This window comes from Mesorhizobium sp. B2-6-1 (assembly GCF_006440475.1).
Lineage (GTDB): Bacteria > Pseudomonadota > Alphaproteobacteria > Rhizobiales > Rhizobiaceae > Mesorhizobium.
Map to the genome: position 1 here is coordinate 170,364 of NZ_VFUH01000010.1, position 26,468 is coordinate 196,831.

Genomic DNA, 26,468 nt, shown 5'->3' on the forward strand with positions numbered 1-26,468 from the left:
GGTTTATTCTCCCGCCTTGTCGTCGTCAGTCAGCGCCTGGCTGGCGATCTTGCCAAGAAGTGGCTCGTTGTTCAGCAACTGCGCGATACGCTTTTCGGCGTCTACGCGGCCATCCATGAAGCCCAGCAATTCCTCGAGCTGACGACGCATCTTGAGGATCTCGGCCAGTTGCGGAACCTGCTCGGCGATCTTGTCGGGGGCGAAATCGCCCATTTTGGTGAAGGTGAGATCGAGCGCCAGTTCCTCGTCGCGCTCTTGGCCTTCGGCCTGCGGCAGCGTGTTCTTCACCCGCGCTTTGACGCGGGGTCCGAGCGCCTCCATGAACTTGGGGAAGCGGTTCGCGTCGGTCTCGACGAAGGAGCGGTCCAGAACCGACTTTGACGCTTCCTTGGTTTGCGAAGCACCGGAAAGGTCGGCCATCACGCCCATGACAAACGGCAGTTCGATCGTCGTCGGGCTGCCGTAGGTTTCCACGTCATAGGCGATCTGCACCCGTGGCGCGCGATTTCGTTCGATGACCTTGGCTTTGCTTTCGGCTGGCATGTGTCTTACCTTTCATCTTTCTGTGCCGTCTTCTTGACATCGGGAACGCCGGCAAGAAGCCGAAATTCCTTCAGTCCCGACGGGGCGAGATCTTCCATCAGTTCAACGAAATCCATATGCACCATTCGGCGCACGCGCCGCGCCAGGTGCGGGATCGGGCTGGACGGTTCGGTGCTGTCATAGAAGGCGACGACGAGATCGAGGCATTTGACGACATCGTCGCGCGAGGAGATCCGGTCGGGCAGGCCGCTGTCGCCGGATTCTGCGTAGCTTGCCACGCTTGCCATCGTATCGGCTCCATCGCCGTTGCGAACACGTGCTGCCGGTTCTGCTGGCGTCGCGACCGGCTTTGCGAGGCCGTTCGCGGCAGTGGCACCGGTCGCGTTTCGTTCGAGGGTCGTCAGCAGACGCTGCAGAAACCGCTTTAACTCGGGAAGCGTGGCGCCAGCGCCTTCGAGGCGGGAGTTAAAGGCGGCTTCGACGCTCTCGAGAGCGGCGATCGCGGCGCGGGCGTCGGCTATGAGCAACGTCATTTCTGGCCCGGCCTGATCAATCAGCGCCGCGCATGCGCTGCGCACCCGGTTCACCAGTTGGCTGTGCTCGCTTGCCAGCTTCGCCTTCTCGGCCGCATTCAGTCCCGAAGCAGCCTCCTGCAGCATGACCCGCTCGTCAAGCGAACCCTTCTCCAGATCCGCGCCCAGGATCGGCCCAATGGCGCGCGGCGCAAAGAATGTCATTTTCCGCAAATCTTTGAGTAGACCGTCCTGGCCGTTCTGAAGGTCGGTAAGCGCATTGATGCGGCGCAAGGCTGCTTCGCGCGGCGTGGCACCGGACCGCAGGGCCGGATGCATGGTCGTCCAATGCTGATCGACAGTTTGCGCGATGAGGGTCAGGCCGGCAGCCAGGCCGGCCAACCGATGCTCGTTGGCCAGTCCACGCGTAACAATGACGAGAAGGCGCAGGTCACGGCCGTGAGACCGCAGCTCTTCAGCCCTGGTAAGCACGGTAGGCCAGTCTATCGGAACGTCGACTTCAGTGTTTTTGCTGCCTTGGAACTCGACTTTCTTCTGCTGTTCCGTCAGTCGCTCCAGCTCATGAAAGGCCGGGTCGTTGCGCAAATCCTCCCCTGACGGATTTTCACCGTCGAGCGGAGTAAGCCAAAGTGCGACATCAATCACACAGACCCCCAGCGACCGGCCCTCAACGGCACCTGACCCAAGGTTACCACACTGATGTGCCGTACGCCAATTAAAGCCGCTGCTTAAAAGCTAACGAAAGCTGACCACCGCGTGTTCGCTATGGGATGGCTTGGCGAGACTGCCGAACCCAATCGGCAAAATACACCACACGGATGCGCGAATTCTTCTGCCGCCAGTGGTTCGGGCTTCCAAAGGCTGACGGCCCCGCGAACGGCCTTGGCGACGCCGTCCATCGGGCGCTTTGTCAAGCGACGGCTTATGTGGCAGGTTGTCGACTGGCAGATTGCAGGAGCAGGTTCGATGGAACAGCGCCGGTCGTCACAGAGCTTCAAGCGTAAGGAACTGGTCGGCAAGCTCAATCCTGTCGGCGTGCGCGCCTTCAAGGCAGCCGCGGACACCGCCAAGCTGCGCGGCAACCCTTACGTCGAACTCGTCCACTTCATCGAGCAACTGGTGCTTTCCGATCGCTCGGACGTGCAAATGATCATCGCCGATGCGGGAGTGGATGCCAGCCGGCTCACGGCCGATATGACCCGCGCCGTGGACAAGCTGCCATACGGCGCCACATCGATCGAGGAATTTTCCGACCACATCTTTCATGCCATCCAGGAGGCCTGGAACTTGGCGACGCTTGAGTTCAGCGTCGAGGAAGTCCGCAGCGCGCATATTCTGCTCGCTTGCCTGAAGACCCCGGTCCTAGAAGGCCTGCTGTCGAAGATCAGCGGCGCATTCGACGAGATCGACGCCGACGCGGTGATCGCGCGGTTCGCCGATGTCATGGAGGGCTCACTCGAAGCTGGCACCTCGACCACGGTCTCCGCAACGGAGATGCCACGGCGGGCTCCGGGTGGGGATTCGGCGCTGGCGAAATACGCCACCGACCTGACCCAGCGCGCCCGCGACGGCAAGATCGATCCCGTCGTCGGCCGCGACCCCGAGATCAGGCAGATCGTTGATGTGCTGATGCGGCGGCGGCAGAACAACCCGATCCTGACGGGCGAAGCCGGGGTAGGCAAGACCGCGGTCGTCGAGGGCTTCGCCTTGCGTATTGCCCAGGGCGATGTACCGCCGATGCTACAGGGCGTCAGCGTGCGCATGCTCGATGTCGGTTTGATGCAGGCCGGGGCAAGCGTAAAGGGCGAGTTCGAAAAACGGCTTAAGGCTGTAATCGACGAGGTGCAGTCGTCCGAAACACCGGTTATCCTTTTTATCGATGAAGCTCACACCTTGATCGGCGCAGGCGGCCCTGCTGGAACCGGCGACGCGGCCAATCTCCTGAAGCCGGCGCTGGCACGCGGTGAACTGCGTACCGTCGCGGCAACGACCTGGGCTGAATACAAGCAGCACATAGAAAAAGACCCGGCGCTGACCCGTCGGTTTCAGGTGGTAAAGATCGACGAGCCTTCCGAAGCTGTGGCCGTTCTCATGTTGCGCGGGGTGGCCGGAGTTCTCGAGCAGCACCACCGGGTGCAGATACTGGATGAGGCGATCGAGGCGGCAGTGGGCCTGTCACACCGCTATATCCCGGCGCGGCAACTACCCGACAAGGCGGTAAGCCTTCTCGACACCGCTTGCGCCCGGGTCGCAATCTCGCAGCATGCCACGCCGGCCGAGCTCGAGGATATCATACGGCGGCGCCAGGCGCTGGAGGTCGAGCACGGCATCATCGATCGTGAGGCGGCGATCGGGATCGAGGTGACCGAACGGCAGGCACGGGTCGACACCGGACTTGCCGAAACAGGGGTCGCGCTGGCTGCCGCGCAACAACGTTGGGACCGCGAAAGAGTTTTAGTTGCCGAGATACTCGAATTGCGTGCCCGACTGCGCGGCGACGGTATGCCGCTCGATGCGATGGAAACGCCAGCGGATGCCAACGCCTCTGAGTCTGAGTTGCCTGAGATCCAAACGCCCAAGGACAAGGCATCCGATCCCAAAGTGAAAACGGCTGTTGCCGATGGACTTCCACCTGATCCGGTCGCCGATCTTACCCGGTTGCGCGAACGCATGGCTGAACTGGCCGAGGCGCAAGGCGAGGCGCCGCTGATCCTGCCCTCGGTTGATCGAAATGCCGTGGCCGCGGTGGTCCAGGACTGGACCGGCATCCCCACGGGGCGCATGCTGTCGAGCCAGACCGAAAAAGCCCTCCGGCTCGCGGCCACTCTGTGCGAGCGCGTGGTTGGCCAAGAGCATGCCATGGAGATGATCGCCAAGCGTGTGCAGACCAGCCGCGCCGGGCTCGGCGCGCCGGAAAAGCCGGTGGGGGTGTTCCTGCTTTGTGGCCCCTCCGGCGTCGGCAAGACCGAAACCGCGCTGGCCTTGGCGGAGACGCTTTATGGTGGCGAACAGAACCTGATCTCGATCAACATGTCGGAGTTTCAGGAGGCGCATACTGTCTCGACTTTAAAGGGAGCGCCCCCCGGCTATGTCGGCTACGGCAAGGGTGGCATCCTGACAGAGGCGGTTCGGCGCAAACCCTATTCGGTGATCCTGCTCGACGAGGTCGAGAAGGCGCATCCGGACGTCCACGAAATCTTCTTCCAGGTTTTCGACAAGGGCATGATGGACGACAGCGAAGGGCGGCGCATCGATTTCAAGAACACATTGATCCTGCTCACCTCGAACGTCGGCTCTGAAGTCATCATGGACCGGACGAGGAACGGCACGGTTCGGACCGGCCTCGAAGATCTGGATACGGCCTTGCGCCGGCCGTTGCTGAAGGTTTTTCCGGCGGCGTTTCTTGGACGGGTGGTAACCATTCCTTACTACCCGCTGTCGGATTCGATGATCGAGGCGATCACCCGTCATCAGTTCGCCAGGATCGCTCGCCGGCTGCGTGCAACCAGTGGCGCGGAACTGGTGATCGGCGACGGCGTCATCGATCTGGTCAGGGCACGCTGCACGGAAATCGAATCCGGCGGGCGGATGATCGATGCCATCTTAACCAACACGCTTCTGCCGGAATTAAGCCGCGGCGTGCTCAACCGGTCGCTTGACGGTGAAAAGATGACGAAGGTGACCGTCGGAGCCTCCGACGGGGGCTTTACTTATTTCTTCGAGTAATTTGGGCGGATGGTACCGGCGCATCAAACGGCTTTGCATCCGCGCGGTGGATTGAAGGATGTCTTCCACGGCATGGCGCAAAGAGCGCGGCGAGGCTTTTGTCCGCGCTTGCGTGCAAAAGGCAACCAAGCACGCAAAGGAGTTTCCTTTGGGCTGCTAGACCGCTCGCCGTCGCTTGCCGTCATAGTCCCCGGGTGTGCTCATTCTGGCCCCTGGATTATACTGAACGTGAATATGCGGAAACATAGGCCCTTGATCGTTCACCAGGACTAAATACTTGGCCTTGCCAAGTTCAGAGTTAAGCTCCTGCTGCAAAAAGTATCCTAAAAGGATTGACAACATACCGGTCCCGCGATCCGCCAGCTTTTTCGTCCTAATATCAACCGCATTGCCGGAATGATGCAGGGACCAGCGGGAATGATTATACCACTCTTTTCCAGCAGTAAGCTCAAGCTCAAGCCGCCTCGGCGCATGTTGTCTGAAAACGCGTCGAATTATCGGAATGGCCTCCTGCATTTGCGGGCTGAGGCCGCTTTCAATTGTTCTCTCCCTCATCGCAATCTCCATGAAAAGAAAGCGTCATTCCCTTACCACAACTATTACACCTACGCCTCATCCATGAATATCGCAGGGCCGAGATCAAGCTTTTTGTGAGTGCAAACGTGATGCCTCAGATCGTATGCAAGCCGGTGCACCATGCCATGTTGCCGTCGTCGCCCATTTTGGCGAGCGGTTCCCTGTCATGCATCGTGGCAGGATCGTCGAGTTCGGCCCACCACCGGATCATTACTGACCCCCACTCAAACGTCGCCGAAACCCGCGACGTAACGTGCTGAAAACAAAAGTAAAACATTCCATAGATAATCAGCAACAATCGGCACGCAGATAGCTACTTTGTCGGCAGGTAGTCGTGCGAAACCATCGTCCCAATTCGCCAAGCGCCCGATGGGCTCACGGCAATTGGGGATTGCTGGTGGATTGCGGTAATTCGTTTGGTTGTACTGGAATTTGATACGAGTGTCATTCCAAGTACCTGGCGACCATCGGCCACGCCGCAAGTTGGCGGCTATCTGCAGCCAGCTTTAAAAGCCAATGACCATCCACGGATCGGTGTCGTATCCGAGGCGCGGCTTTTCCGGGGTTGCTCCATCCGGCATTTTGGCTGTGCCAGTCAAACCGCAGTCCAGATCTCTCACCTGCTTCTTGGTCGAATGCTTCGTAGAGCACAGGGCCGCAGCATCACCGACCACCACTTTCTTTTCCTTGGCAATGGTGCCACCAGTCGCAGCGATCATGATAGCCGCGCAAAATATAGCAACTCTCATCGTACTCCCCCACGGTTGCGCATCCTCAAGATGCCGGACATTACGTTACGTCATTTTTATATTAGCACAAGCGAATATTTAATCCTCACGCCCGCCTCCTGCCAATGGCCTCGAGGCGGGCTGCTCTTCCATTTCGCGATGGCCTTCACGCCAAGCTCGTCCGCTGGATCATCGCCACGAGCGATGCCGACAACGTGATGACCGTCGGCGGCGAGCCGCGCCGAGAGCGCGCGGCCGATGCCCTTGCTGGCGCCGGTGACGAGAAATGTTCGCTTTGTCATGATGTCTCTACCTGTCGTGAAAGAAGGGCGGTCAGGCGCACCCAGATCCAGGATCTGCGCGGGCACAGGGCGACTCCGCCGGAACCTATGGAGGTCGTCTCGACCGGCAGGAGTGCGTGGCGCTGCGCCGGACTCCTGCTCGGCCTATCGTCGTGTCAGGCGGCCCTGCTTGCGGCGCCATTCTTCGAATAGGTGGGGAAGTCCGTGTACCCCACCTCGCCATTGCGGGTGTAATAGACGGACCGGTCCGCTACGGCCAATGGCCAGCCGCTCCGAAGACGCTCGACGAGATCCGGGTTCGCGATATACGGCCTGCCGAAGGCAATCAGGTCCACCAGCCCGGTATCGAGCGCTGCCTGGGCGCGCTCGACGTCATTGAAGCCGCCGCACCAGATGAACGCGCCGGGGAACGACGCTCGCGCCTTGGCGAGCATGTCGTGGTCGAGATGGCGCGCCTCGAATGTGGCCGATTCCATGTTGCCGTCGGGCAGCAGTTCGTAGAGCAGATGGACATAGGCCACGCCACGGCGCCCGAGCTGCTCGACGATGTACAGGAACGTCTCCTCGACGAGCGGATCAGCGGGCATTGAACCATATTTGCCGAACGGTGAGAGGCGAACCCCCACGCGTCCCGCGCCGAATTCCGCCACGACCGCGTCGACGACTTCCATCAGGAAGCGCGCACGATCTTCCATGCTGCCGCCGCCGTAGCGGTCGGTACGGGTGTTGAGCACCGAGTTCATGAACTGCTCGATCAGATAGCCGTTGGCGGCATGGATCTCGATGCCGTCAAACCCGACCTCCCGCGCATTGGCGGCGGCTTTGGCGAAGGTTCCCACCATGGCCGTCACTTCCTCGGTGCTGAGCGGCCTCGGCGTCTCTGCCGCCATGAAGCGCAACCGGCCGTCCGGGCCATGGGCGAACACCTCTGAGCCGACGGCCTGTTCCGCGGTCACGCCCACTGGCGCCTGGCCGTTCGGCAGAAGCGAGGAATGCGCCAGTCGGCCGACATGCCACAGCTGCATGAAGATGGTGCCGCCCTGACGATGAACCTCTTCGGTCACCGGGCGCCAGGCCTGCTTCTGGGCTTCGGAGTGAATCCCGGGAATCCGCGCGTAGCCGTGGCTGGACTGATCCACGTCGTTGACTTCGGAGATGATCAGGCCGGCGCTAGCTCGCTGACCGTAATATTTGACGGTCAGTTCGTTCGGGAGGTCGCCATCTGTCGGAAGAGCACCCTCGGAGGTGCGGGTGCGCGTCATCGGCGGCATGACGATGCGGCTCGTGAGGTGGACGGGACCTAGATCGAAGGAATCGAATAGAGAGGGCATGGGGCGGCTCCTGTGGAGAATTAAAGCTCCAGAAGATATAAAGGGATACTCCTCAGCAGATTAGTGCCGGCCTGGTGGACTCACTATTGCGTCTGAAGCTACAATAGGCGGATGAACTCGCGTTTCGATGGCATCGCCGAATTCGTAGCCGTTATTCGGCTCGGTAGTTTCACCGCGGTTGCGGCGGAAATGGGCATGGCCAAGTCCGCGATCGGCCGGGCGGTGTCGCGTCTGGAGGCGCGCTTGGGCTCCAAGCTGCTCCACCGGACGACCCGCCGCCTGACCTTGACGCCTGCCGGAGAGGCCTGGCTGGAGCACTGCGTCGCGGCACTCGACGAACTTGAGCGTGGCGAGAGCGCCCTCGCGCTCGCGCGGGACACGCCTGGCGGCGAAGTCCGCATCGATCTCCCGACGGCGTTCGGTCGACTGCACGTCATGCCCGTACTGTTAGGGGTTGCGAAACGCTATCCAGCGCTGAACCTCAATGTCAGCTTCACCGACCGGCGGGTCGACCTGATCGGCGAAAACATCGACCTCGCCGTGCGTATCGGCAATCTTGAGGATTCGACCGACCTCGTCGCGCGACAGATTGGGGTCCAGCAGACGGTGATAGTCGGAGCACCTGGCTATCTCGCACGGCGGGGCGTTCCGCGATCCTGGAGCGATCTTGCCGGACACGATTGCATCGTCGGACGACGGCAAGGCAACCGCATCGCCTGGCTGATGAAGCAACCCGACGGCTCGACAGCGCGGCAGGCCGTCCCCGTCAAGCATGAACTGCAGGATTTCGAGACGGTGCTAATGGCCGCTAAGGCAGGACACGGTCTGACGCAACTTCCGTCATGGATGGTGGAAGGCGATCTTCAAGACGGGGCCCTTCAGATTGTCCTGGAGGGCCTGTCAGGCGGCGAACTGCCGATCAGCGTCCTGTGGCCGCAGACAAAGGCGCTGCCGGCGAAGATTCGCGTTACCATAGACGGCCTCGTTCAGTGGTCGCTTGTTTCAACGAGTGTCGCTGCCTAGCAACGTCTTACTTAGAGCAGTCTCAAATCGGCTGTCCGCCGTCGATCCGCCTAATCGCCTCGAAGAGCCGATCACAGGATTTTGCCAGGTTCTTGCCCGGCGTGGTGGCGACCCCGAGCAAGAGGCCGGATTCGGCAGTTGCGGGCGACGCATACCACGCGGAGAGCGGTGCGGGCGACATCCCGAAGGCCGAAACCTCGCGCGCCACGGCAATGTCCGATATTTCCCTCGGCAGCTTCAGCAGCACGGCCAGGCCCGGCGTTGCAATCTGGTCAGCATTCACATTCGCCCAAAGCTGCTCGAGCAACGTCGCGCGCCTTGCGACATAGGCCCGCTTCGTGCGGCGGAGATGGCGAATATAGTGGCCCTCCCGCATGAATTCGGCGGTCGCGAGCTGCACTGCCGGCCCCGGGGCGGGCGCTAAGCACGCCGCGACTTCAGCGAAAGCGCATACGAGGCTGGCCGGCACGATTGCGAAACCCAGCCGAAGGGTCGGGCTGATTGTCTTGCTGAAGGACCCGATGTGAATGACGCGCCCGTCGCGGTCGAGCGACGCGAGCGCCGGCGCGGCCCTGCCGGTCAGCTGAAGCTCGCTCAGATAATCGTCTTCGATCACCCAGGCCTGGGTCGAAGCTGCCCATTCGAGCAGGCGCAGGCGCCGCTCGAGCGACAAGGTCGAGCCGAGCGGCGCATGTTGACCCGGTGTGACCAGGGCAAGCTTCGCGGTCGGATGCTGGCACAGTGCGTCATCGAGATCGATGCCGTTGCAATCGACCGGGACCGGAGCGAGAGACAAACCGGCGAGTTCGAGCCCCTTTCGGGTCCATGGGAAACTGGGCTCCTCGATCCAGGCGGTCTCCCCCGCCAGCTTCAGAACGGATAGCGCCAGGCCGAGCCCCGCACCGAAACCTCCAGTGATAATGACCTGCGACGGCAGACAGATGATGCCCCGTGCTACGGCGAGGTAGCCAGCGATTTCCCGCCTCAACTCGAGTTCGCCGCGAGGATCGGGGTAGAGGGCGGCGGCAGCGGCTTCGGCGCGGATGGCGTGCGCGCGTATCCGCGCGAACAAGGTGGCGGGGAAGATATCGCTTGCGGGGATGCCCATCTGGAAGATCCGGGGACCCTGTGTCATCTCCTGATAAATCCGCATGAAGGAGCCTTCATCCGGCACCGGCTCGGATTTCGCGACGGTGCGGGGGCGCTGTGCGACGCGCGTTCCCTCAGCTGGCGTTGCCTCGATCAACTGGGCGGCCGCGAGCTTCTCATAGGCGGTCCGGACGGTGCCGCGCGCGACGCCCAGCTGTGCTGCCAGGTCCTGCCATGAGGGCAACCGTGCGCCTGGTTCCAGCGCGCCTTCCTCGATTGCGACGGCCACGCCCTTGCGAATTTGCTCCGCAAGGGAAGTCTTGGCGGCGCGATCCAAATCCAGGTCCAGCGGCTTGCTCATGAAGCCTCAGTACACGATTTTTTTTGCGTTCTTGGTGCTTTTTCCTGGCCCGATTCGCCGGCATCTAGACGGGCAAGGAGATGCCAATGCGAATTCGTGCCATTTTCACCGCCGCCTGCGCCGCGATTGCCATCGTCGGGCCGGCCTGGGCGCGCGACGACCAATCGGAGACGGTCACGCCGAAGTTCGAGCAGGTGATCCCCAACATCCCCGGCAAATCGATGGTCGTCGTCGAGGTCGATTATGCGCCGGGCGCCGCTTCGCAGCCGCACCGGCATGCCAGGTCCGCCTTTATCTTCGCCTATGTCGTCTCGGGCGAGATCGAGTCCAAGGTGAACGATGGCGAGACCCGCATCTACAAAGCGGGCGAGAGTTGGTCGGAGCTGCCCAACGCAACCCATTCGGTCAGCCGCAACGCCAGCAAGACCAGGCCAGCGAAGCTGCTTGCGGTCTTCGTCGTCGATTCCGACGACAAGGCCCTCACTACTCCCCTCAATTGAACGGATCGGAACGATGGCCAAGAGGCTCGACTACAACCAGATCGCCCCGAGCGGCGCCAAGGCGCTCGGCACCGTCTACGGCTATGTTCTCCAGAGCGGCTTGCCTGCCGAACTGGTCGAGCTCGTCTATCTGCGGGTCTCCCAGATCAACAACTGCGCCTATTGCCTTGACATGCACACGCGTGACCTCGTCAAGAAGGGCGTGAAGATCGAGAAGATCGCGCTGGTGCAAGCCTGGCAGGAAGGCGGCAGCCTGTTCAGCGAGAGAGAGCGCGCCGCGCTTCGCTGGGCCGAGAGCGTGACCAATGTTGCACAGACCGGGGTTCCGGACGCCGCCTATGAAGCCGTGCGTGCCGTCTTCGATGAAAAGCAGCTCGTCGACCTGACGATCGCGATCAGCCTGATGAACAGCTACAACCGAATGGCCATCAGCTTTCGGAATACGCCCCAGGCCGTTCTCGAGAATTGATGGAGCAGAATAATGAATGGTAACGTGATTTCCAGGATCAAGATCCCGGACAGCAAATTGGCGCGCGAGGCATCGCAATGGACCGTGAGGGCCATTTCTGATCACCAGATTGGCGCTTGGCGCATCGTCTCGGGCACGACCGGTTCGAATTCTCCGATAGATCTCCGTGCCTGACATATCGCCGCGTCCGGCTGCCATGCAGCTGTATTTTCGGCGATTGCTTGCCTGTGGTCGATCACTCGGCATGGGGTTCATCGATATCTCTATTCCCACAATGAATTTGCGAGCGAAGGAAAGAGAACGAAAATAAACGAAACAAAACGGATATGGGGAGGCGCATGGACGCGCAGACTAATCCAGAAAGCAGGCAGTGGATCCAGGCGATCCGTGCCGACAGTCTTTCCGTCGACGATGCGACGCGCATCGAGCACCAGGGGGTATGTATCGCCATTTTTAATCTTGCCGGCAAGTTCTACGCCACTTCAGGCATTTGCACGCACGCCCACGCCTTCCTTTCGGAAGGCTATATCGACGGCCAGACGGTGGAGTGTCCTTTGCATCAGGGACTGTTCCACATCCCCACCGGCACACCGCTTTCACCGCCCGTCACCGAGCGGCTGAAGACCTACGAAACCAAGGTGTCGGACGGCTACGTCCACATCCTGGTGGAAGGAGGAGTGACTTGAACTTGTCGGGACATATCCCGGGCTGAAACCAAAATATGGGAGGAGACCTAAAATGCTGAAATTATCACGTCGCCATCTGCTGAAGACAGCCGCGGCGCTTTCCGTTCTCGCTGCTGCACCGCTGACGACAGTTCCGGCCTTCGCCGAAGACTCCGTCCACGCCGTTCTCAATGGCCTGATCAAGAAATACTCCGACGAAGCCAAGGCGGGCATATCGAATGCCGACGTCAGTGCGCTGTTCGAAAAGGACGGTTTCCGGGACTATCTCGACGTCTATCCGGTCGGGGACCTCGCCGGCGGATTCGTCTGGAAGCCGGGCATGGGCGCCAGCTTCGTCGGCCCTTACAGCAAGCTGCAGATCAAGGCGCCTTTCACGGATTATCTGCCGCTGCCTGAAGGTCCGGTGCTGGACGCCAGCAAGAAATATCGCATCGGCCTCGTCTTCCATGGCTTCAACCATCCCTGGCTGATCAGCCTCGCCGACACCGCCGCCTGGGAAGCCAAGCGCCATCCGAATATCGAACTGGAGGTGATCGACGCCGAGTTCGACGACAACAAGATGGGTCAGGTGATCGATACGTGGATCGCCAAGCAATATGATGGCATCGTGCTGTGGCCGAACCGTGAAGCGCCGATGGGCCCGCCCGTGGACCGTGCCATCGCCGCGGGCATTCCGGTCGTCAGCCTCGACCGCCGCACCTCGTCCGAGCAGATCAGCTCTGAGGTTCTGGGCAACTTCTATGCAAACGGTCTCCAGCAGGGCCTTTACCTCAAGCATGCTGCTCCGGACGGCAATATCATATTCAATCGCAAGGATCTCGGCAGCACCGCGGACTCGATCCGTACCGGTGCTTTCCTCGAAGCGATCGGCAACACGGCCGGCTACAAGGTGCTGGCCAACTACCACACCAACAGCCAGCGCACGCTGGCGTTCAAATCGACAGCGGATGCCCTCCAGGCCTTTAAGGACATCTCGGTGTCGTTCAACACCGGCGGCGAGGAGGCCATGGGTGCGCTCGACGCGATCCGCGAAGCCAACCGGCTGAACAGCGCGCCGGGCGGCAAGAAGATCATGATACTCGCCAACGACGACGCCCGCGAGGTGTTGAAGGAGATCAAGGCCGGCAATATCGACATGGTATCGCCCTACACGCCCTTGATCGGCGACATCGGCATCCGCGCCGTCGTCATGCACATCGGCGCCAAGGCGAGCCTCAACGAAGCGCCGCCCAAGCTTATCATGACGCCGAACCTGCCGATGATCACCAAGGAAAAGATGAACATCGAAGGTATCGAGACGCTGACGCCCGACGAATGGCCCTATGCATATGGCCCGGAGGTCTCGGGCTGATATCCGCTCCCAGGACGACCGCCGGCCCTCTCGCGGGAGGGGCGGCGGTTGCTGATCCAAGGCAGGCGAGTGCGTCATGACGATGAATACTCTTGAGACAAAAGTGGTCGAGCCCGCGTTGCCGGCACGGCCTTCCGATGCTTGTCGGCATCTGAGCATCGGAGCGATAAGCCGGGTGGCGGTGCTGGCAGCTCTCGTCATCCTCGGGCAGGTGATCGCGCCGTCCTTTCTTTCCCTTGCCAATATCCACGTGATCCTGCTGGCTGTGGCCGCGATCGGCATCATGGCCTATGGCATGACGCTGGTCGTCATTACCGGCGAGATCGACCTTTCCGTCGCCGGCGCGGCCATCCTCTCTTGTGTCGTGGGAGGGCTGCTGATTCCGACCGGATCGGCGGTGCTGGTCATCGGCGCTACGCTTCTCACCGGGCTGGTCGTCGGCTTGATGAACGGCGTGCTTGTCGCCGTCTTGGGCATTCCGTCGCTGATCGCTACGCTTGGCATGCTGGGGATAAGTCGCGCGCTCGCCAACATAGCGTCCGGCGGGCAGGCGCTCTATCCCGAAGCCATTAGTGCTTACCTCTGGTTTGGCCGTGGCAATATCGCCGGCATTCCGGTCCCGGTCGTGCTGCTTGTCGTTCTCGGCGTCGCCGCGATCGCGCTGACCAAGTATTCGATCTTCGGTCGCGAACTCTACGCCACCGGCGGGAACGTCAGGGCCGCCGCGCTGTCAGGCATCAATGTCGTAGGCGTACGCACCACTGTCTTCATTATCTCGGGCGCCTGTGCCGCGCTCGCCGGCATGCTGGAGAGCGCACGGCTGTCCTACATCAATCCTGCCGGGCTTGAAGGCATGGAGCTTTCGGTGCTGGCGGTGACGGTATTGGGCGGCGCGGCACTCGCCGGCGGTTCAGGTTCCATCGCGGGCACTTTGGTTGCCGCCCTCATCATCGGTATCGTCAACAACCTCCTCAACCAGTTTGGCGTCAGCATATACCTGCAGCAGGTGGTAACCGCGGCGGTCATCCTGGCGGTGGTCTTGCCCGGCATGCGGCAGCGGGGGATCGCGAAATGAGTGCCATTGAACTGTCCGGTCCGTCGTCGTCCCGTGCAGCCCCATTTCCGCAGGGTCTGCTCCGCGACCCGATCGTTTGGTTGATCGCTGTTATCTTCCTGGTCGGCGCGCTGACCTCTGAATACTATTTGACCGCGCTGAATCTCGAAAACCTGATGCGCAACGTGGCCGTCATCGGACTGCTGTCGCTCGGAATGACGGTGGTGCTGCTCACCGGCCGCATCGACCTCTCCGTGGCGGCGCTGATGATCTTTTCGATCATTGTCGGCGTGGTCGTGATGGCGGAGATCGGGCCGATGCTGGGCAGCCGCTGGTTGGTGCGCGGCAACACCTATGCGGGGCCGATCGTGCCGGTGATTCTGATCGCGCTTGCGACTGGCATCATCGCCGGCGCTATCAACGGCGTCGGCGTTGCCTACTTGAAGGTTACGTCCTTCATCATGACGCTGGTCTCGTTGACCGCGCTGCGCGGCTTCAACTACGTGCTCACCAACGGCCATCCCTATTACCTCAAGGCGCCATTCTATGGCTGGATCGGCGACAGCAAGATCCTCGGTATGCCGGTGAGCTTCCTGATCTTCCTCGCGGTGCTCTTGGCGCTCATCGCCTTCGTCAACGGAACTGTGCGCGGCGCTCGCCTCTACGCCATCGGCGGCAACGAGAAAGCGGCACTCTATGCCGGCATCAAGACGGATCGCTACGTACTGCTGGCCTACGTCATCAGCGGGCTCTGCGCCGCCATTGCCGGCGTCGTCTTTACGGCGCGGCTGAAGTCGGTCGACGCACCGCTTGCGGCAGGCTACGAACTGACGGCCATCGCCATCGCCGTCATCGGTGGAACAGCGCTTTCAGGGGGCGTCGGGTCGCCATGGCGCACGTTGCTCGGCAGCGTTGCCTTTGCCGCCGGCTTGAACCTGCTGGCGATCTGGGGCGTCGGCACCTGGTATCAGAACCTGGCGGTCGGCATCGCACTCATCGCATCGGTCGGCCTGTCGAAGATGAGCCGCAAGAAGACACATCCATAATGGGGAGAGGCATTTCATGGGCGGACATCTAACGCTCGGCATCGACATCGGCACGACCAACGTCAAGGCGGCGATCCTCGATACCAACACGGGAAAGGTGGTGGCGTTCGGCTCGCAGGAGCATCCGTTGTTCCATCCGTTCCCCGGATGGGCGGAACAGGAAGCCTCGAACTATTGGGGGGCGGTCGTATCAGCCGTCAGGCAGTGCCTGGAGCAGGGCCGGTTTTCCGACGACATCGCGGCGATCGCGCTGTCTGGCCTGGTCGGCGTCACGTTGCCGGTCAGCGATCAGGGCAAGCCGCTGCGTCCGGCGATGATATGGATGGATTCCCGCTCGGAAGAAGAATGCGAGGATATTCGCCGCAGCGTCGGCGAGGCGACCATCAACAAGAACAACGGTAACCGCGTCGCCCCATGGTTCATCGATCCCAAGGCGTTGTGGATCAAGAAACACGAGCCCCACATCTTCAACGCAACGCACAAGTTCCTGTCGCCATCCGGCTACTGCACCTACCGCATGTGCGGCAACTTCACGATGAACACCGGTGACGCCGGCCTGGCCTATGCGTACGAGTACCAGAAGGAGCGTTGGAACGAATCCATTGCTACGGCGATCGGCATCCCACTGGAGAAATTCCCACGCCTATACCAGTCTCACGAGGTGGTGGGCGAAGTCACCAGGCAGGCGGCGGAAGAGACCGGACTGCGCCCCGGCACCATCGTGGCGGCCGGCGGCACCGACATCAGCTCGGCGGCACTGGGCGTTGGTGTAACCAAGGCCGGCGAGGCCTATTATTCGATGGGCACTGGCTCGAACCTCGGCATCATGATCCCGACCGAGCAGGACGTCCACGAATATCGCATCTTGAAATGGCCGCACGTACTGCCCGGCCTGACCATGTTCGACGGGCCGATGGCCTTCACCGGCGCATCGCTGAAATGGTTTCGCGACCAGTTCGGGGATTCCGAGTTCCGGCTGGCCGAGCGCATGGGTCACAATGTCTTCGATCTTTTCACAGAGCAGGCCAAGCATGTGCCCGCCTGTTCCGACGGTCTGCTCTATTTGCCGTATCTCGGCAATACGCTGTCGCCGAACTGGAACAGCAGCGCCGCGGGTGTCTTCTTCGGCGTGCGCCCGACGACGACGCGCGCGCATTTCATTCGGTCGCTTATCGAAGGCGTTGCATTCGACCTGTACTCGAACGTGCGTATCGCCAATCAGGCCGGCGTGAATGTCGATGGGCTGATCCTGAACGGCGGCCCGACCAAGAGCCGTTTCTGGAACCAGATCACCGCCAGCGTCGTGAATCTGCCGCTCAAGGTGCCGGACATCGGCGAAGCAGCGCCCATCGGCGACGCCATCCTCGCGGGCGTTGCGGCTGGCATATACAAGTCGCCGATCGAGCCCCTCGAAAGCATCGTGCGTATCAAGGAGACAATCGACCCGGATCCGAAGCTGCACGAGCGCTACCAGGATTTCTTCGAGGTCTGGTCCTCGATTTATCAGAATTTGCGTGGCGACATGGATCGTCATCGCGCCCTGCTCAACCAATACCATTCGGGATGACAGCGATGGATACCCCGCTGCTCGAGGTCCAGTCGATCCGCAAAACGTTTCCCGGCGTGGTCGCGCTGGCCGACGTCACCTTCGACCTGAAGGCCGGGGAGGTGCATGCACTGGTTGGCGAGAACGGCGCGGGCAAGTCGACGCTGCTGTCGGTCATGAACGGCCTGATCGCGCCGGACAGCGGGGAGATCCGCATCGATGGCCAGCCGGTCGTGTTAAGCGATCCGACGGTCGCGTTGGCGAACCGACTGTCTCTGGTCCACCAGGAACTGGTGCTGTGCCCGAACCTCAGCGTCGCCCAGAACATCTTCCTCGGCCGCGAGCCCGCGGCCCGCCTCGGCCGCAACAACCGGGCGGCGCTCAACTGCATGGCGCGGGAACTCCTCGACGAAATCCATGTCAGCCTCGATCCCTCGCGTCCGGTCGGCGAACTCAGTCTGAACGAGCAGCAGATCGTCGAGATCTGCCGTGCGCTGGCAAGCCGGCCGAAAGTGCTGGTTTTCGATGAGCCGACCGCTTCGTTGAACGATGATCAGGTGGGTCACCTGCTTGCCGTCATCCGCAAGCTGAAGGCAAGTGGCCTCGGCATAGTCTATGTCTCGCATCGGCTCGGCGAGGTGCTGGACATAGCCGATCGCGTGACCGTGCTGCGCGACGGCCGTGTCGTTGGCACGCGCGACGTTGCCGACCTCGACGAGACGGCGCTCGTCTCTCTGATGGTTGGGCGCGAGCACAAGCCGGGCCAGAGCGCTTACAAGGAGCGCCGGCAAGGTTCCGTCGCCCTGGAGACCAAGGCGATCGGCAAGGCCGGGGTGTTTGACGACATATCCCTTGAGGTGCGTGCCGGCGAGGTCGTCGGCATCGCCGGCCTGCTTGGCTGCCAGCGTGAAGCCGTCGCGCGTGCGATCTTCGGCGCCTCATCGATCGACCGCGGGGAAATTCTTGTGCACGGCAAGAGCGTGGCGTTTCGCTCACCGCGCGATGCAATCGTTTCCGGCATCGCCTTCATGCCGGCCGACCGCAAGGGTGAGGGGCTGGTCCTGCCGATGAGCGTCGGCGACAATCTCGGGCTGACGGTCCTGCGCAGCTTTGGCCGCCGCAGCTTTCTCAAGCGCCGACGGAAAAATGCATCAGCCAATGACCTGGTGCGCAAGCTTGCTATCAAGGCCAGCGGCCTGTCGCAGCCCGCTTCCCAGCTCTCGGGCGGAAACCAGCAGAAGATCGTCATCGGCAAATGGATTGCGCGCGGCGGCGATATCGTAATCGCCGAAGATCCGACGCGGGGTGTCGATGTCGGCGCGAAATTCGAGATCTGGCGTGCGATCCAGGGCCTTGCCGATGAAGGCAAAGCGGTGCTGCTGCTCACCACGGAGCTGCAGGAAATGATGGACGCTTGCGACCGTATCCTGGTCATGAGCCGTGGTCGGATAACCGGGCATTTCCAGCGCAAGGAATTCTCGGCCGAGGCGATAGCTCATTGTTTCGTCGCCTGAACGCAGGATCGATAACGGTATGGAAACAATGAATTTTCTATTTCCCATCCGGGTCGGTAGGTCTCCTCGATAACGATTAATTTGAAGGAGGATCGGCATGCAGGGCGATAATTCTGCCAGCTATGCGGGCATCGGCGGCATCGGCAGCAAGATTTGGCCGCTGACGGGACCCGAGATCATTTCGCGTGACAAGCTGAAAAGGCTTCGCACGCGCACCAACGGACCGGGCCTTGTCCGGCTCGCGGTGCACATCAGCGCGTTGGTGCTTGGCGCTCTCGCCGTCTATCTGTCGTCAGGCACGCCATGGCTCCAGATACCGGCGATGTTCGTCTACGGCGTCGTTATCGTGCTGTTGTTTGCACCGCTGCACGAATGCTCGCACGGCACGGCCTTTCACTCGCGCTGGATCAATCACCTCATTGGCTTCGCCGTCGCCGCGTTCACCTTCCGGCCCTTTCTGTATTTCAAATACCGCCATGCCGCGCACCATACCTACACCCAGCACGAGGACCACGATCCCGATATCGTGCCGTTCCCCACCTCGCTGCGCGACTATTTCGGGCAGATACTCGGCCTGTCCTTCTGGCCCAAGCTCGCCGGTACCCTATGGCGTGGCTCGATCGGGCGCTTCACCGAAGAAGAGCGCGAATTCCTGCCGGAATCCGTCTGGAAGCAGGTGATGTTGGAGATCCGGCTGCTGGTCTTGGCTTACGTCGTCGTCGCTGTCTTCTCGATCTACTACGGAAGCACGATCGCGTTGGTCTACTGGCTGCTACCGCGCATCATGGGCGAACCGGTGCTGCGCGCCATACGCATGGCCGAGCATACCGGTGCGGAAGAAAGCCCTAACCTGCTCGCCAACACCCGCACCACCCTGGCGAATCCGGTCCTGCGGATGCTCTATTGGAACATGCCGTTCCACGCCGAGCACCACTTGGCCTCGTCCGTGCCGTTCCATGCGCTCGGCGACCTTCACAGTGAGGTTTCGCCGCATCTGCAATGCGTCAGCAAGGGATACATCCAGGTGCATCGCGAGATAATCCGCGAAGTGCTGAAGAACGATCGTCCCGGCGCCGCACCAGCCGGCCAGGAGGCTTGATCGGCCGTGGCTGGTTTGGGACGAACGGCCGGCGTGGTGATCGTCGGCGCAGGACATGGCGGCGGTCGTACCGCCGAGCGGCTGCGGCACGGTGGCTTCGTTGGCCCGATCGATGTGATCGGGATCGAACACGAGTTGCCATATGAGCGCCCGCCGCTATCGAAGAGCGTGCTGACCGCGGCCGAGGTTCCGGCGAACGCCTATCTTCTGCCGCCGGCTCGCTGGAGCGAGCTCGGTGTCAGGTTTCATCTCGGTGCCGAGGCGACCAGCATCGACCGGCAGGCCAAGGCGGTGATGCTGGCCGATGGCAGCGGGCTGTCGTACCGCAAGCTGGTGCTCGCGACCGGGCTCTCGCCGCGCCGCATCGAATCGCTGGAGCCGGTCGCGGACCGGGTCGCCTATCTCCGCTCGTTTCAGGACGCGCTCGACTTGCGCGACCGCATCCTGCCCGGCTCTTCGGTGGTGCTGGTGGGGGCAGGGCTCATCGGTTTGGAAGTCGCGGCGAGCGCAGTGAAGCGCGGTGCGACCGTGACGGTGCTGGAAACAGCGGATCGTCCGCTGAGCAGGCTGCTCCCGCCTTATATGTCGCAATGGCTGGCGGGCGTTCATCGGCAGGCGGGCGTCAGGATTCTCTGCGGCAGGCAGGTCGCTGCTTCCGAGCCGTTGGGCGGCAAGACATTGCTCCGACTGAACGATGGCACCCAGATCGAGGCCGACGTCGTGCTCGTCGGCATCGGTGGAACACCGAACGATCAGCTCGCCCGCGATGCCGGGCTCGACGTCGACAACGGCATCGTGGTCAACGAGTTCGGCCAGACCAGCGATCCCGATATCTTCGCCGCCGGGGACGTCGCCTCGCATGAGAATCGTCTGTTCGGTAGGCGCTGGAGGCTCGAATCCTGGAAGAACGCCGAAGACCAGGGCGGCATCGTCGCCGCACAGATCTGCGGCACCCCGGCGTCATATGACGAGGTGCCGTGGTTCTGGACCGACCAATACGACCTGAACATCCAGATTGCGGGAATACCAGGCGATCGGGAACCCGCCTATGAGCGCGGCAGGCCGGGCGACCGCACCTATCTCGCCTACTTTGCCGATGCGGAGCGTCTTGTCGGCGCTATCGGCGTCGCCTGCGGACGCGACATCCGCATCGCTCGCGAGACGATCAGGACCGGCGGCCGACTGAATCCTGCCGAACTCGCAGGGAAGGGGTTTGCGGCATTTGGCGCAGCTCAGCCTGAAAGGCTGGCATTGTGATCCGCTCTGTCGCCGCGATCTGTTTCGAGCCGAACAAGCCACTGGCCGTCGAAGAGGTCCAGGTGGCGCCGCCCGGCCATGGTGAAGCACTGGTCGAGATTGTCGCTTCCGGCCTTTGCCATACCGATCTGACCGCGCTGGAAGGCGTCAACGCGACCTGTGTCTATCCATTGATCCCGGGCCATGAGGGCGCGGGTCGCGTGCTCGAGGTGGGCGAGGGGGTTTACGACCTGAAACCCGGCGATCACGTTATCCCGCTCTACGGTCCCGAGTGCATGCATTGCCGGATGTGCCGCAGCGGCCGCACCAATCTCTGCTGGACGATCAAGCCGACGCGCGACAGAGGCGTGATGCCGAATGGCACGTCGCGTTTCGCATTCGAGACCCAGCCCGTGCATCATTTCATGGGAACATCGACACTGTCTCGTTATACGGTTGTCCCGGAGATCGCACTGGCCAAAATACGGCCGGATGCCCCGCTTGATAAAGTCTGCCTGTTCGGCTGTGGCGTCACTACCGGCGTGGGCGCCGCGCTGGCCGAAATTCGCGAAGACGACGCCGTCGCCGTTTTCGGCCTGGGCGGCATCGGCATCAATGTCGTGCAGGGTGCGCGGTTGGCGGGCGCCAAGACTATCATCGGCATTGATGTCACCGATCGCAAGAACGCGCTTGCCCGAGCCTACGGCATGACCGACTTCGTCAATGCCGGCCGCGAAGGCGCAAAGGTCGTGCAGGCGATCCGCGACTTGACGGACGGCGGCGTCGACGTGGCTTTCGAATGCACCGGCATTGTCCCGGTCATGCGCCAAGCTTTCGACTGCTGCCAGCCTGCCTGGGGTACGGCGGTGCTGCTCGGTGTCGAGCCTCCAGGTACGGAACTGGGCTTTCCGCCGGTCGGTGTCCGTTACGGGAGGAGCATCCGCGGCAGCTATTTCGGCGGCGTCAAGGGGCGCAGCGGGCTCGGCCGCCTGATCGACTTCTATATGGAGGGTCGGCTGGATCTGGACCGGCAGATCACCCACACGCTTGCGCTCGATGAGGTCAATCGCGGCTTCGACCTGATGCGGGCGGGAGAAACTGTTCGCAGTGTCGTCCACTTCGAGTGAGCGGCATGGGGCTTGCCAATGAAGCCGGCTATGTCTTCCGCGACCGTTATCCGGAGCGCGAGCATGTTTATCGCCGGTTCGACGAGGCGAGCGCCGCAGCGCGCGCTTCCTTTCCATGCCGCCGCGACGTGCCCTATGGCGCGCATCCTCGCCAGATCTTCGACTTGTTTCCAGGAAGTGACGGCGCGCCGCTGGTCGTCTTTGTTCACGGCGGCTATTGGCAGAGCCTCGACAAGGATCGCTATTCGTTCGTCGCGGCGGCGCTCGTGCCGCGTGGTTTCTCGGTGGCGCTGCTCAACTACCCGCTTGCGCCGGCTGCCGGCGTCGCGGAGATCGTCGAAAGCGTCCGCGGCTGCCTGCCAATGGTCCTGGAAGCGCTCCGGCCGCCGCCGCCGTTCTGGATCGCGACTGGCCATTCGGCGGGAGGGCATCTCGCCGCGATGCTGGCAATGACGAGCCACGCCGCGAATGTGGCGCTCGCGGCCTGTGCGCCGATCAGCGGCATCTTCGATCTCGAGCCTCTGGTGGAAACGTCGCTCAATGCGGCTCTGGAGCTGGATCAGGAGCGAGCCGCAAAACTCAGCCCGATACGCCGCCGGCCGATGGCTTGCCCGTTGACGGCCTTTGTCGGGGCCGCCGAAACATCGGACTTTGCGGGGCAGTCGCGACAGTTCGTCGAACATTGGCGTGCAGCCGGCCAGCATGCCGAACTGGTTTCGCTGAGGGACAAAAACCACTACACGGTCCTATGCGATCTGCTGGAGGAGCGGTCGGAAATAGCCGAAGGGATCATGCGGTTGGCGCAAGCGTTCCGCAGGGAGGAGAAACGGGTTGAGTGGCTCTAACAAGCTGCATTTCGTCAATTTCAGCCAGCTGCGTTCATTTTATGCGGTGGGACGCGAACTGAGTTTCACCAAGGCGGCCGATCTGCTGTGTGTCGGTCAGCCGACGGTGACGACGCAAGTGAAGGCGCTGGAGGAAACATACGACGTTCAGCTTTTCCTGCGTTCGCCGCGCGGCCTCAAGCTCACCGACGCAGGCGAAGCGCTGCTTATCGTTGCCCGCCAGATCTTCTCGCTGGAGGAGCAGGCGGTCGGCATTCTGCAGGCCGAGGGCAACCAGATATCGGGCAAGCTGCGCGTCGGCACCGTTGGCCCGTTCTTTGTCATGGAACTGCTCAGTGCCTTCCACGCGAAATACCCGCTGATGCAGGTCTTCCTCGAGAGCGGTAATTCCGATGTCATCTATAACAAATTGCTGAACTACGAGGTCGACGTCGCCATCATCGGCCGCGACTATGATGATCCGCGTCTCGATCTTGTCCAACTCGGCAGCCATGAAGTGATCATCTTCGTGCATCGCGACCACCCCTGGGGCGGGCGCCAGCAGATCGAGTTGGAGGAACTGGACGGGCAGCGCCTGATCTTCCGCGAACCGGGCTCGATGACACGGCGCGCACTGGAAGAGGTACTCGATAGGAATCGCGTGCGGCCCAATGTGGTGATGGAAATTCCACGCGACGGCGTTCGTGAAGCTGTCGCCGCCGGCCTTGGCGCCGGCATTGTTTCCAGGACCGAGTACCTTCCGGACGATCGTTTGACGGCGCTTTCGATCTCGGATCACAAGCCGTTCACGCAATCCTTCGCGGCGTGTCTGAAGGTTCGCCAAACGCTACGTCCGATAGAGGCTTTCATGCAGCTGGTCAGGGATCATTAGACTGACCGCGGTACTTCCGCCCTTTTAGGGCGTTGCCCAGCAACCAAGTGCCTTTTCGCGCCGCCGCATGGCATTGCTGCCGGCGCAATCGGTCAGTCCGCAGCCCAAAGCTCTACGACCAATTGCGGCCGCCGCATGGCGCACGCTTGGCCGCTCCCCGCTCTTCGAACGGCGCCCATACGCCGTCAATCCCACGCCAGCCTTCGCGACCTTGTGGTCTTCAAATATTCGGTCGCGCGCTGCTCGAAGAAGTTAGCGCGCGACCAGCGTCGATCACGCGGTCGTAGATCGATTACTGCTCCTTCTTGAACAAATCCTGGAAGATGAGATGGCCCCAAGTGCGGCCGCGTGCGTGCACCAGCGCGCCACCCTCGTCGAGTTTTCCCAGCTTGACGGGTGCGAACCCGAGTTGTTTGGCCAAGGCCGCCACGGGAGCGGTCGTGTCCTCGTCGTCGCTCGACAGGAAAACCACGCGGTGGCCGCCCTCGACGATCGGATCGGCAGCCAGGGTGGCCGCAGCCAGGTGATTGAACCCTTTGACGAGCTTGGCGCCGATGAACGCCTTCGCGACGAAGGCGGAGGACGGCAGACCGTCCAGCTCTTCGGGGAGAACTCCAAAAGTGTTCATCGCGTCGATGACCGTCTTGCCTTCCCAGTTCGGCAGGGCTTTCGCGACCTCGCGATGCTCCCAGAACGGGACCGCCAAGATGATTGTGTCGGCCTCGAGCGCATCCCGCAGCGACTTGGCGATGACCGTGGGTCCAATCGCCCGAGCCTGCGGCGCCAATGCCTCGGGCGGCCGGCGACTTGCGACGGCCACCTTGATGTTCTTACGGGCGAAGGCCTGCGCGAGGGCCTGGCCTATCTTGCCGAATCCTACAATTGCATAGCTCATAATACTTCTCCGATCCGTGTTGATGTCGATTCCCGGCCCTCAACGGCGCTGGTTAATTGAATGGAGTGCCGGCCGGGCGTGGCGCGTCAGAGTTGCGCAAGGCCGCCGTCGACGGCGACCTCGCTGGCGGTCATGAAGCTGCTGTCCGACGACGCGAGAAAGGCGGCGACGGCGCCGATCTCCGCCGGATCGGCCATTCGCTGGAGCGGCGTCATCGCGGCGAAGACCTTCTGGCCCTCCTCGCCCAGCGCTTCCTTCGCGAGTTCGGTGGCGGTCGCCCCGGGCGATAGCACGTTGACCCGGATGCCGGTGCCCTTCAGGTCCTCCGCCCAGGTCCGCGCGAGGTTGCGCACTGCCGCCTTGCTCGCGCTGTAGGCGCTCATTGCCGCGGCGCCCGTGGTGCCGGCGCTCGATCCGGTCAGGATTATCGAACCGCCCTGGCCCATCAGCGGCAGCGCCTTCTGGACAGTGAAGATCGTACCCTTCACATTGGTGTCGAAGGTTTGGTCGATGTGCTCGGCGGTGATCTCGCCGAGCGCAAGCTGGCTTCCCGCCCCGGCATTGGCGAAGACGATGTCGAGGGTTCCGCGCTCGGCCTTCACCGTCGCGTAGAGTCGGTCGAGGTCGGCCTCATCCGAGACCGAGCCCGTCACCGCGCGGGCATTGGGCCCGAGCTCGGCCAGAGCCGCGTCGAGCGTTTCCTGCCGGCGGCCGAAGATGAAGACGAAGGCGCCCTCCTCGATGAAGCGCTTTGCCGCGGCGCGGCCGATGCCGGTAGCGCCGCCCGTGATGACTGCAACCTTACCGTTTAGCTTTCCCATGACTTTTCCTTCCAGGCTCTGCCTTTGATCATTCGGGAAGAACCCCGAGAGCCTGGAAATAAGTCTGCATGGGTCAGGCTTTGAGTGCGGATGTGCGCACATCGGTGGTGCAAAATCGATCCGGTCGGACGACTGCCGCCAGCCGCGACGAATCGGGTCCGTCGTTCGGAATTGGGCCGCGCTCGTCGACATAAGCTATGATAACCGCCCACACTGCTGTACGACTGCGTTGGATACGGGCTTTGGAAAGCGCACCGCGCGGTGCGGGATCGCGCCATGATCGACTGGGATGATGTTCGCTATTTTCTGGCCGTGGCGCGCGGAGGCTCGGTGCGGGCTGCCGGCGAGCGCCTCAGTGTGAACCACTCGACCGTGCTGCGACGCGTTGCACAGCTCGAGGAACGCCTCGGGGCGCAGATGTTCGAAAAGCTGCCTTCGGGCTACCGCCTGACGGCTGCGGGCGAGGAGGTGCTCGAGCTCGCGAACCAGATGGAAGCGTCGTCGCACCAGTTGGAGACACGCGTCTTCGGGCGCGACCAGAGCGTGCGCGGGCTTCTGCGGGTGACATTGGCTCCGACCCTTGCGACACACCTGCTCATGCCTGATTTCGCCGAGTTCGCGCGTCTGCATCCGGACATCGAGATGGACGTCTTGTCGTCCGGGGAGCTGGCAAATCTGACCAACCGAGAGGCCGACGTGGCGATCCGCGTCGTCTATGACCGCAAAACCCTGCCGCTCAATCTTCACGGCCTGAAGGGGCCAGAGTTGTTCGGCGGCGTCTATATGTCCCGCGATCGACTTGCCGCCTGGCATGCGGGCGCGCCCGATCCCGTCCGGTGGATCGTCATAAGCATTCATGGAATTCCGGACTGGGCTCGCGAGGGCGAGGTTCGCACCACGGAGGTTCCATTCAGGACCACGGACGCCGAGGCACAGATCGTTGCGGTACGGCAAGGGCTCGGGATCACGACACTGCCGTGCTTCGTCGGAGATGCCGACCCCCTGCTGGTGAGGGTGCCGGGTACCGACCTGCACATGTACGGAACGCTCTGGCTTCTCACGCAGGGGGAGACACGCAAGACGAAGCGCGTGCGGCTCTTCACGGAATTCGTATCCCGCAGGCTCGCCGCGTACGCTCCGCTTCTCGCGGGACTGTCCATATCGCGCGACTGACGCCTGGCGGGTTGACGGCCTGC

24 protein-coding genes and 1 pseudogene are annotated in these 26,468 nt (G+C 62.2%); 16 read left to right on the top strand and 9 right to left on the bottom strand.

Going from position 1 to position 26,468, the window contains the following annotated elements:
• Positions 1 to 3 precede the first annotated feature (3 nt).
• Entirely contained in the window at positions 4 to 543 is a 540-nt protein-coding gene (tssB, locus tag FJ443_RS20875; protein WP_140498287.1) for a type VI secretion system contractile sheath small subunit, read from the bottom strand.
• A gap of 5 nt (positions 544 to 548) precedes the next feature.
• The gene (tssA, locus tag FJ443_RS20880) at positions 549 to 1,721 is read right to left on the bottom strand and encodes a type VI secretion system protein TssA (RefSeq protein ID WP_140557377.1); all 1,173 of its coding nucleotides are present in this window, start codon (positions 1,719 to 1,721) and stop codon (positions 549 to 551) included.
• 321 nt (positions 1,722 to 2,042) lie between these two features.
• Here tssA and tssH point away from each other — a divergent pair, with 321 nt between their 5' ends.
• Positions 2,043 to 4,802: a type VI secretion system ATPase TssH gene (tssH, locus tag FJ443_RS20885; protein ID WP_140524738.1), complete on the top strand. Its 2,760-nt coding sequence runs from the start codon at positions 2,043 to 2,045 to the stop codon at positions 4,800 to 4,802.
• A 156-nt stretch (positions 4,803 to 4,958) separates the two neighbouring features.
• On the opposite strand, the gene FJ443_RS20890 is transcribed toward tssH, so the two are convergent.
• The 4 genes and pseudogenes from FJ443_RS20890 to FJ443_RS20905 form a co-directional block, all read right to left on the bottom strand.
• The gene (locus FJ443_RS20890) at positions 4,959 to 5,357 is read right to left on the bottom strand and encodes a hypothetical protein (RefSeq protein ID WP_140498284.1); all 399 of its coding nucleotides are present in this window, start codon (positions 5,355 to 5,357) and stop codon (positions 4,959 to 4,961) included.
• Between the two features lie 527 nt (positions 5,358 to 5,884).
• Positions 5,885 to 6,097 carry a hypothetical protein gene (locus FJ443_RS20895; RefSeq protein ID WP_181168590.1) on the bottom strand — a complete coding sequence of 71 codons (213 nt, stop codon included), beginning with the start codon at positions 6,095 to 6,097 and terminating at the stop codon, positions 5,885 to 5,887.
• A 194-nt stretch (positions 6,098 to 6,291) separates the two neighbouring features.
• Positions 6,292 to 6,408, bottom strand: a pseudogene (locus tag FJ443_RS20900) (SDR family NAD(P)-dependent oxidoreductase); the annotation flags it as partial.
• A gap of 155 nt (positions 6,409 to 6,563) precedes the next feature.
• On the bottom strand, positions 6,564 to 7,739 hold the full coding sequence (locus tag FJ443_RS20905) for an alkene reductase (RefSeq protein ID WP_140498282.1): 1,176 nt from the start codon (positions 7,737 to 7,739) through the stop codon (positions 6,564 to 6,566).
• 111 nt (positions 7,740 to 7,850) lie between these two features.
• Between FJ443_RS20905 and FJ443_RS20910 the strand changes: the two genes are divergently transcribed.
• On the top strand, positions 7,851 to 8,762 hold the full coding sequence (locus FJ443_RS20910; protein ID WP_140498281.1) for a LysR family transcriptional regulator: 912 nt from the start codon (positions 7,851 to 7,853) through the stop codon (positions 8,760 to 8,762).
• Between the two features lie 22 nt (positions 8,763 to 8,784).
• Here the strand turns inward: FJ443_RS20910 and FJ443_RS20915 are convergent, their stop codons facing one another.
• The gene (locus FJ443_RS20915) at positions 8,785 to 10,212 is read right to left on the bottom strand and encodes a PLP-dependent aminotransferase family protein (RefSeq protein WP_140498280.1); all 1,428 of its coding nucleotides are present in this window, start codon (positions 10,210 to 10,212) and stop codon (positions 8,785 to 8,787) included.
• An 86-nt stretch (positions 10,213 to 10,298) separates the two neighbouring features.
• Here FJ443_RS20915 and FJ443_RS20920 point away from each other — a divergent pair, with 86 nt between their 5' ends.
• The 13 genes from FJ443_RS20920 to FJ443_RS20980 all read left to right on the top strand — a co-directional run bounded on the left by FJ443_RS20920 (position 10,299) and on the right by FJ443_RS20980 (position 23,556).
• The gene (locus tag FJ443_RS20920; RefSeq protein ID WP_140557381.1) at positions 10,299 to 10,712 is read left to right on the top strand and encodes a cupin domain-containing protein; all 414 of its coding nucleotides are present in this window, start codon (positions 10,299 to 10,301) and stop codon (positions 10,710 to 10,712) included.
• A gap of 13 nt (positions 10,713 to 10,725) precedes the next feature.
• Entirely contained in the window at positions 10,726 to 11,181 is a 456-nt protein-coding gene (locus FJ443_RS20925) for a carboxymuconolactone decarboxylase family protein (protein ID WP_140498278.1), read from the top strand.
• 338 nt (positions 11,182 to 11,519) lie between these two features.
• Complete coding sequence (locus tag FJ443_RS20930) at positions 11,520 to 11,867, top strand: non-heme iron oxygenase ferredoxin subunit (RefSeq protein ID WP_181165314.1); 348 nt, start codon at positions 11,520 to 11,522, stop codon at positions 11,865 to 11,867.
• Between the two features lie 52 nt (positions 11,868 to 11,919).
• Positions 11,920 to 13,218: a sugar ABC transporter substrate-binding protein gene (locus FJ443_RS20935; protein ID WP_140581075.1), complete on the top strand. Its 1,299-nt coding sequence runs from the start codon at positions 11,920 to 11,922 to the stop codon at positions 13,216 to 13,218.
• Positions 13,219 to 13,294: 76 nt separating this feature from the next.
• Positions 13,295 to 14,293 carry an ABC transporter permease gene (locus FJ443_RS20940; protein ID WP_140632209.1) on the top strand — a complete coding sequence of 333 codons (999 nt, stop codon included), beginning with the start codon at positions 13,295 to 13,297 and terminating at the stop codon, positions 14,291 to 14,293.
• Complete coding sequence (locus FJ443_RS20945; protein ID WP_140632206.1) at positions 14,290 to 15,318, top strand: ABC transporter permease; 1,029 nt, start codon at positions 14,290 to 14,292, stop codon at positions 15,316 to 15,318. Before FJ443_RS20940 ends, FJ443_RS20945 begins: the two co-directional genes overlap by 4 nt.
• A 16-nt stretch (positions 15,319 to 15,334) precedes the next feature.
• Positions 15,335 to 16,885, top strand: coding sequence for an FGGY family carbohydrate kinase (locus tag FJ443_RS20950; protein ID WP_140581066.1), 1,551 nt, complete (start codon positions 15,335 to 15,337; stop codon positions 16,883 to 16,885).
• A 5-nt stretch (positions 16,886 to 16,890) separates the two neighbouring features.
• Positions 16,891 to 18,378: a sugar ABC transporter ATP-binding protein gene (locus FJ443_RS20955; protein WP_181170011.1), complete on the top strand. Its 1,488-nt coding sequence runs from the start codon at positions 16,891 to 16,893 to the stop codon at positions 18,376 to 18,378.
• Between the two features lie 97 nt (positions 18,379 to 18,475).
• A complete protein-coding gene (locus FJ443_RS20960; protein ID WP_140581060.1) occupies positions 18,476 to 19,477 on the top strand; it encodes a fatty acid desaturase in 1,002 nt (333 codons plus the stop codon).
• A gap of 6 nt (positions 19,478 to 19,483) precedes the next feature.
• Positions 19,484 to 20,734: an FAD-dependent oxidoreductase gene (locus FJ443_RS20965; protein WP_140581057.1), complete on the top strand. Its 1,251-nt coding sequence runs from the start codon at positions 19,484 to 19,486 to the stop codon at positions 20,732 to 20,734.
• Entirely contained in the window at positions 20,734 to 21,840 is a 1,107-nt protein-coding gene (locus tag FJ443_RS20970; protein WP_181165318.1) for a zinc-binding dehydrogenase, read from the top strand. Before FJ443_RS20965 ends, FJ443_RS20970 begins: the two co-directional genes overlap by 1 nt.
• A gap of 5 nt (positions 21,841 to 21,845) precedes the next feature.
• Positions 21,846 to 22,685, top strand: a complete 840-nt coding sequence (locus tag FJ443_RS20975) for an alpha/beta hydrolase (RefSeq protein WP_140632201.1) — start codon at positions 21,846 to 21,848, stop codon at positions 22,683 to 22,685.
• Entirely contained in the window at positions 22,672 to 23,556 is an 885-nt protein-coding gene (locus FJ443_RS20980; protein ID WP_140581050.1) for a LysR substrate-binding domain-containing protein, read from the top strand. The genes FJ443_RS20975 and FJ443_RS20980 overlap by 14 nt, the downstream gene beginning before the upstream one ends.
• 292 nt (positions 23,557 to 23,848) lie before the next feature.
• Here FJ443_RS20980 and FJ443_RS20985 read toward each other — a convergent pair whose 3' ends face one another.
• Together FJ443_RS20985 and FJ443_RS20990 are read right to left on the bottom strand one after the other, a co-directional pair.
• A complete protein-coding gene (locus FJ443_RS20985) occupies positions 23,849 to 24,451 on the bottom strand; it encodes an NAD(P)-binding domain-containing protein (protein ID WP_140498270.1) in 603 nt (200 codons plus the stop codon).
• An 86-nt stretch (positions 24,452 to 24,537) separates the two neighbouring features.
• The gene (locus tag FJ443_RS20990; RefSeq protein ID WP_140665669.1) at positions 24,538 to 25,272 is read right to left on the bottom strand and encodes an SDR family oxidoreductase; all 735 of its coding nucleotides are present in this window, start codon (positions 25,270 to 25,272) and stop codon (positions 24,538 to 24,540) included.
• Positions 25,273 to 25,548: 276 nt separating this feature from the next.
• Between FJ443_RS20990 and FJ443_RS20995 the strand changes: the two genes are divergently transcribed.
• Positions 25,549 to 26,445 carry a LysR family transcriptional regulator gene (locus FJ443_RS20995; protein WP_140560465.1) on the top strand — a complete coding sequence of 299 codons (897 nt, stop codon included), beginning with the start codon at positions 25,549 to 25,551 and terminating at the stop codon, positions 26,443 to 26,445.
• Positions 26,446 to 26,468 lie beyond the last annotated feature (23 nt).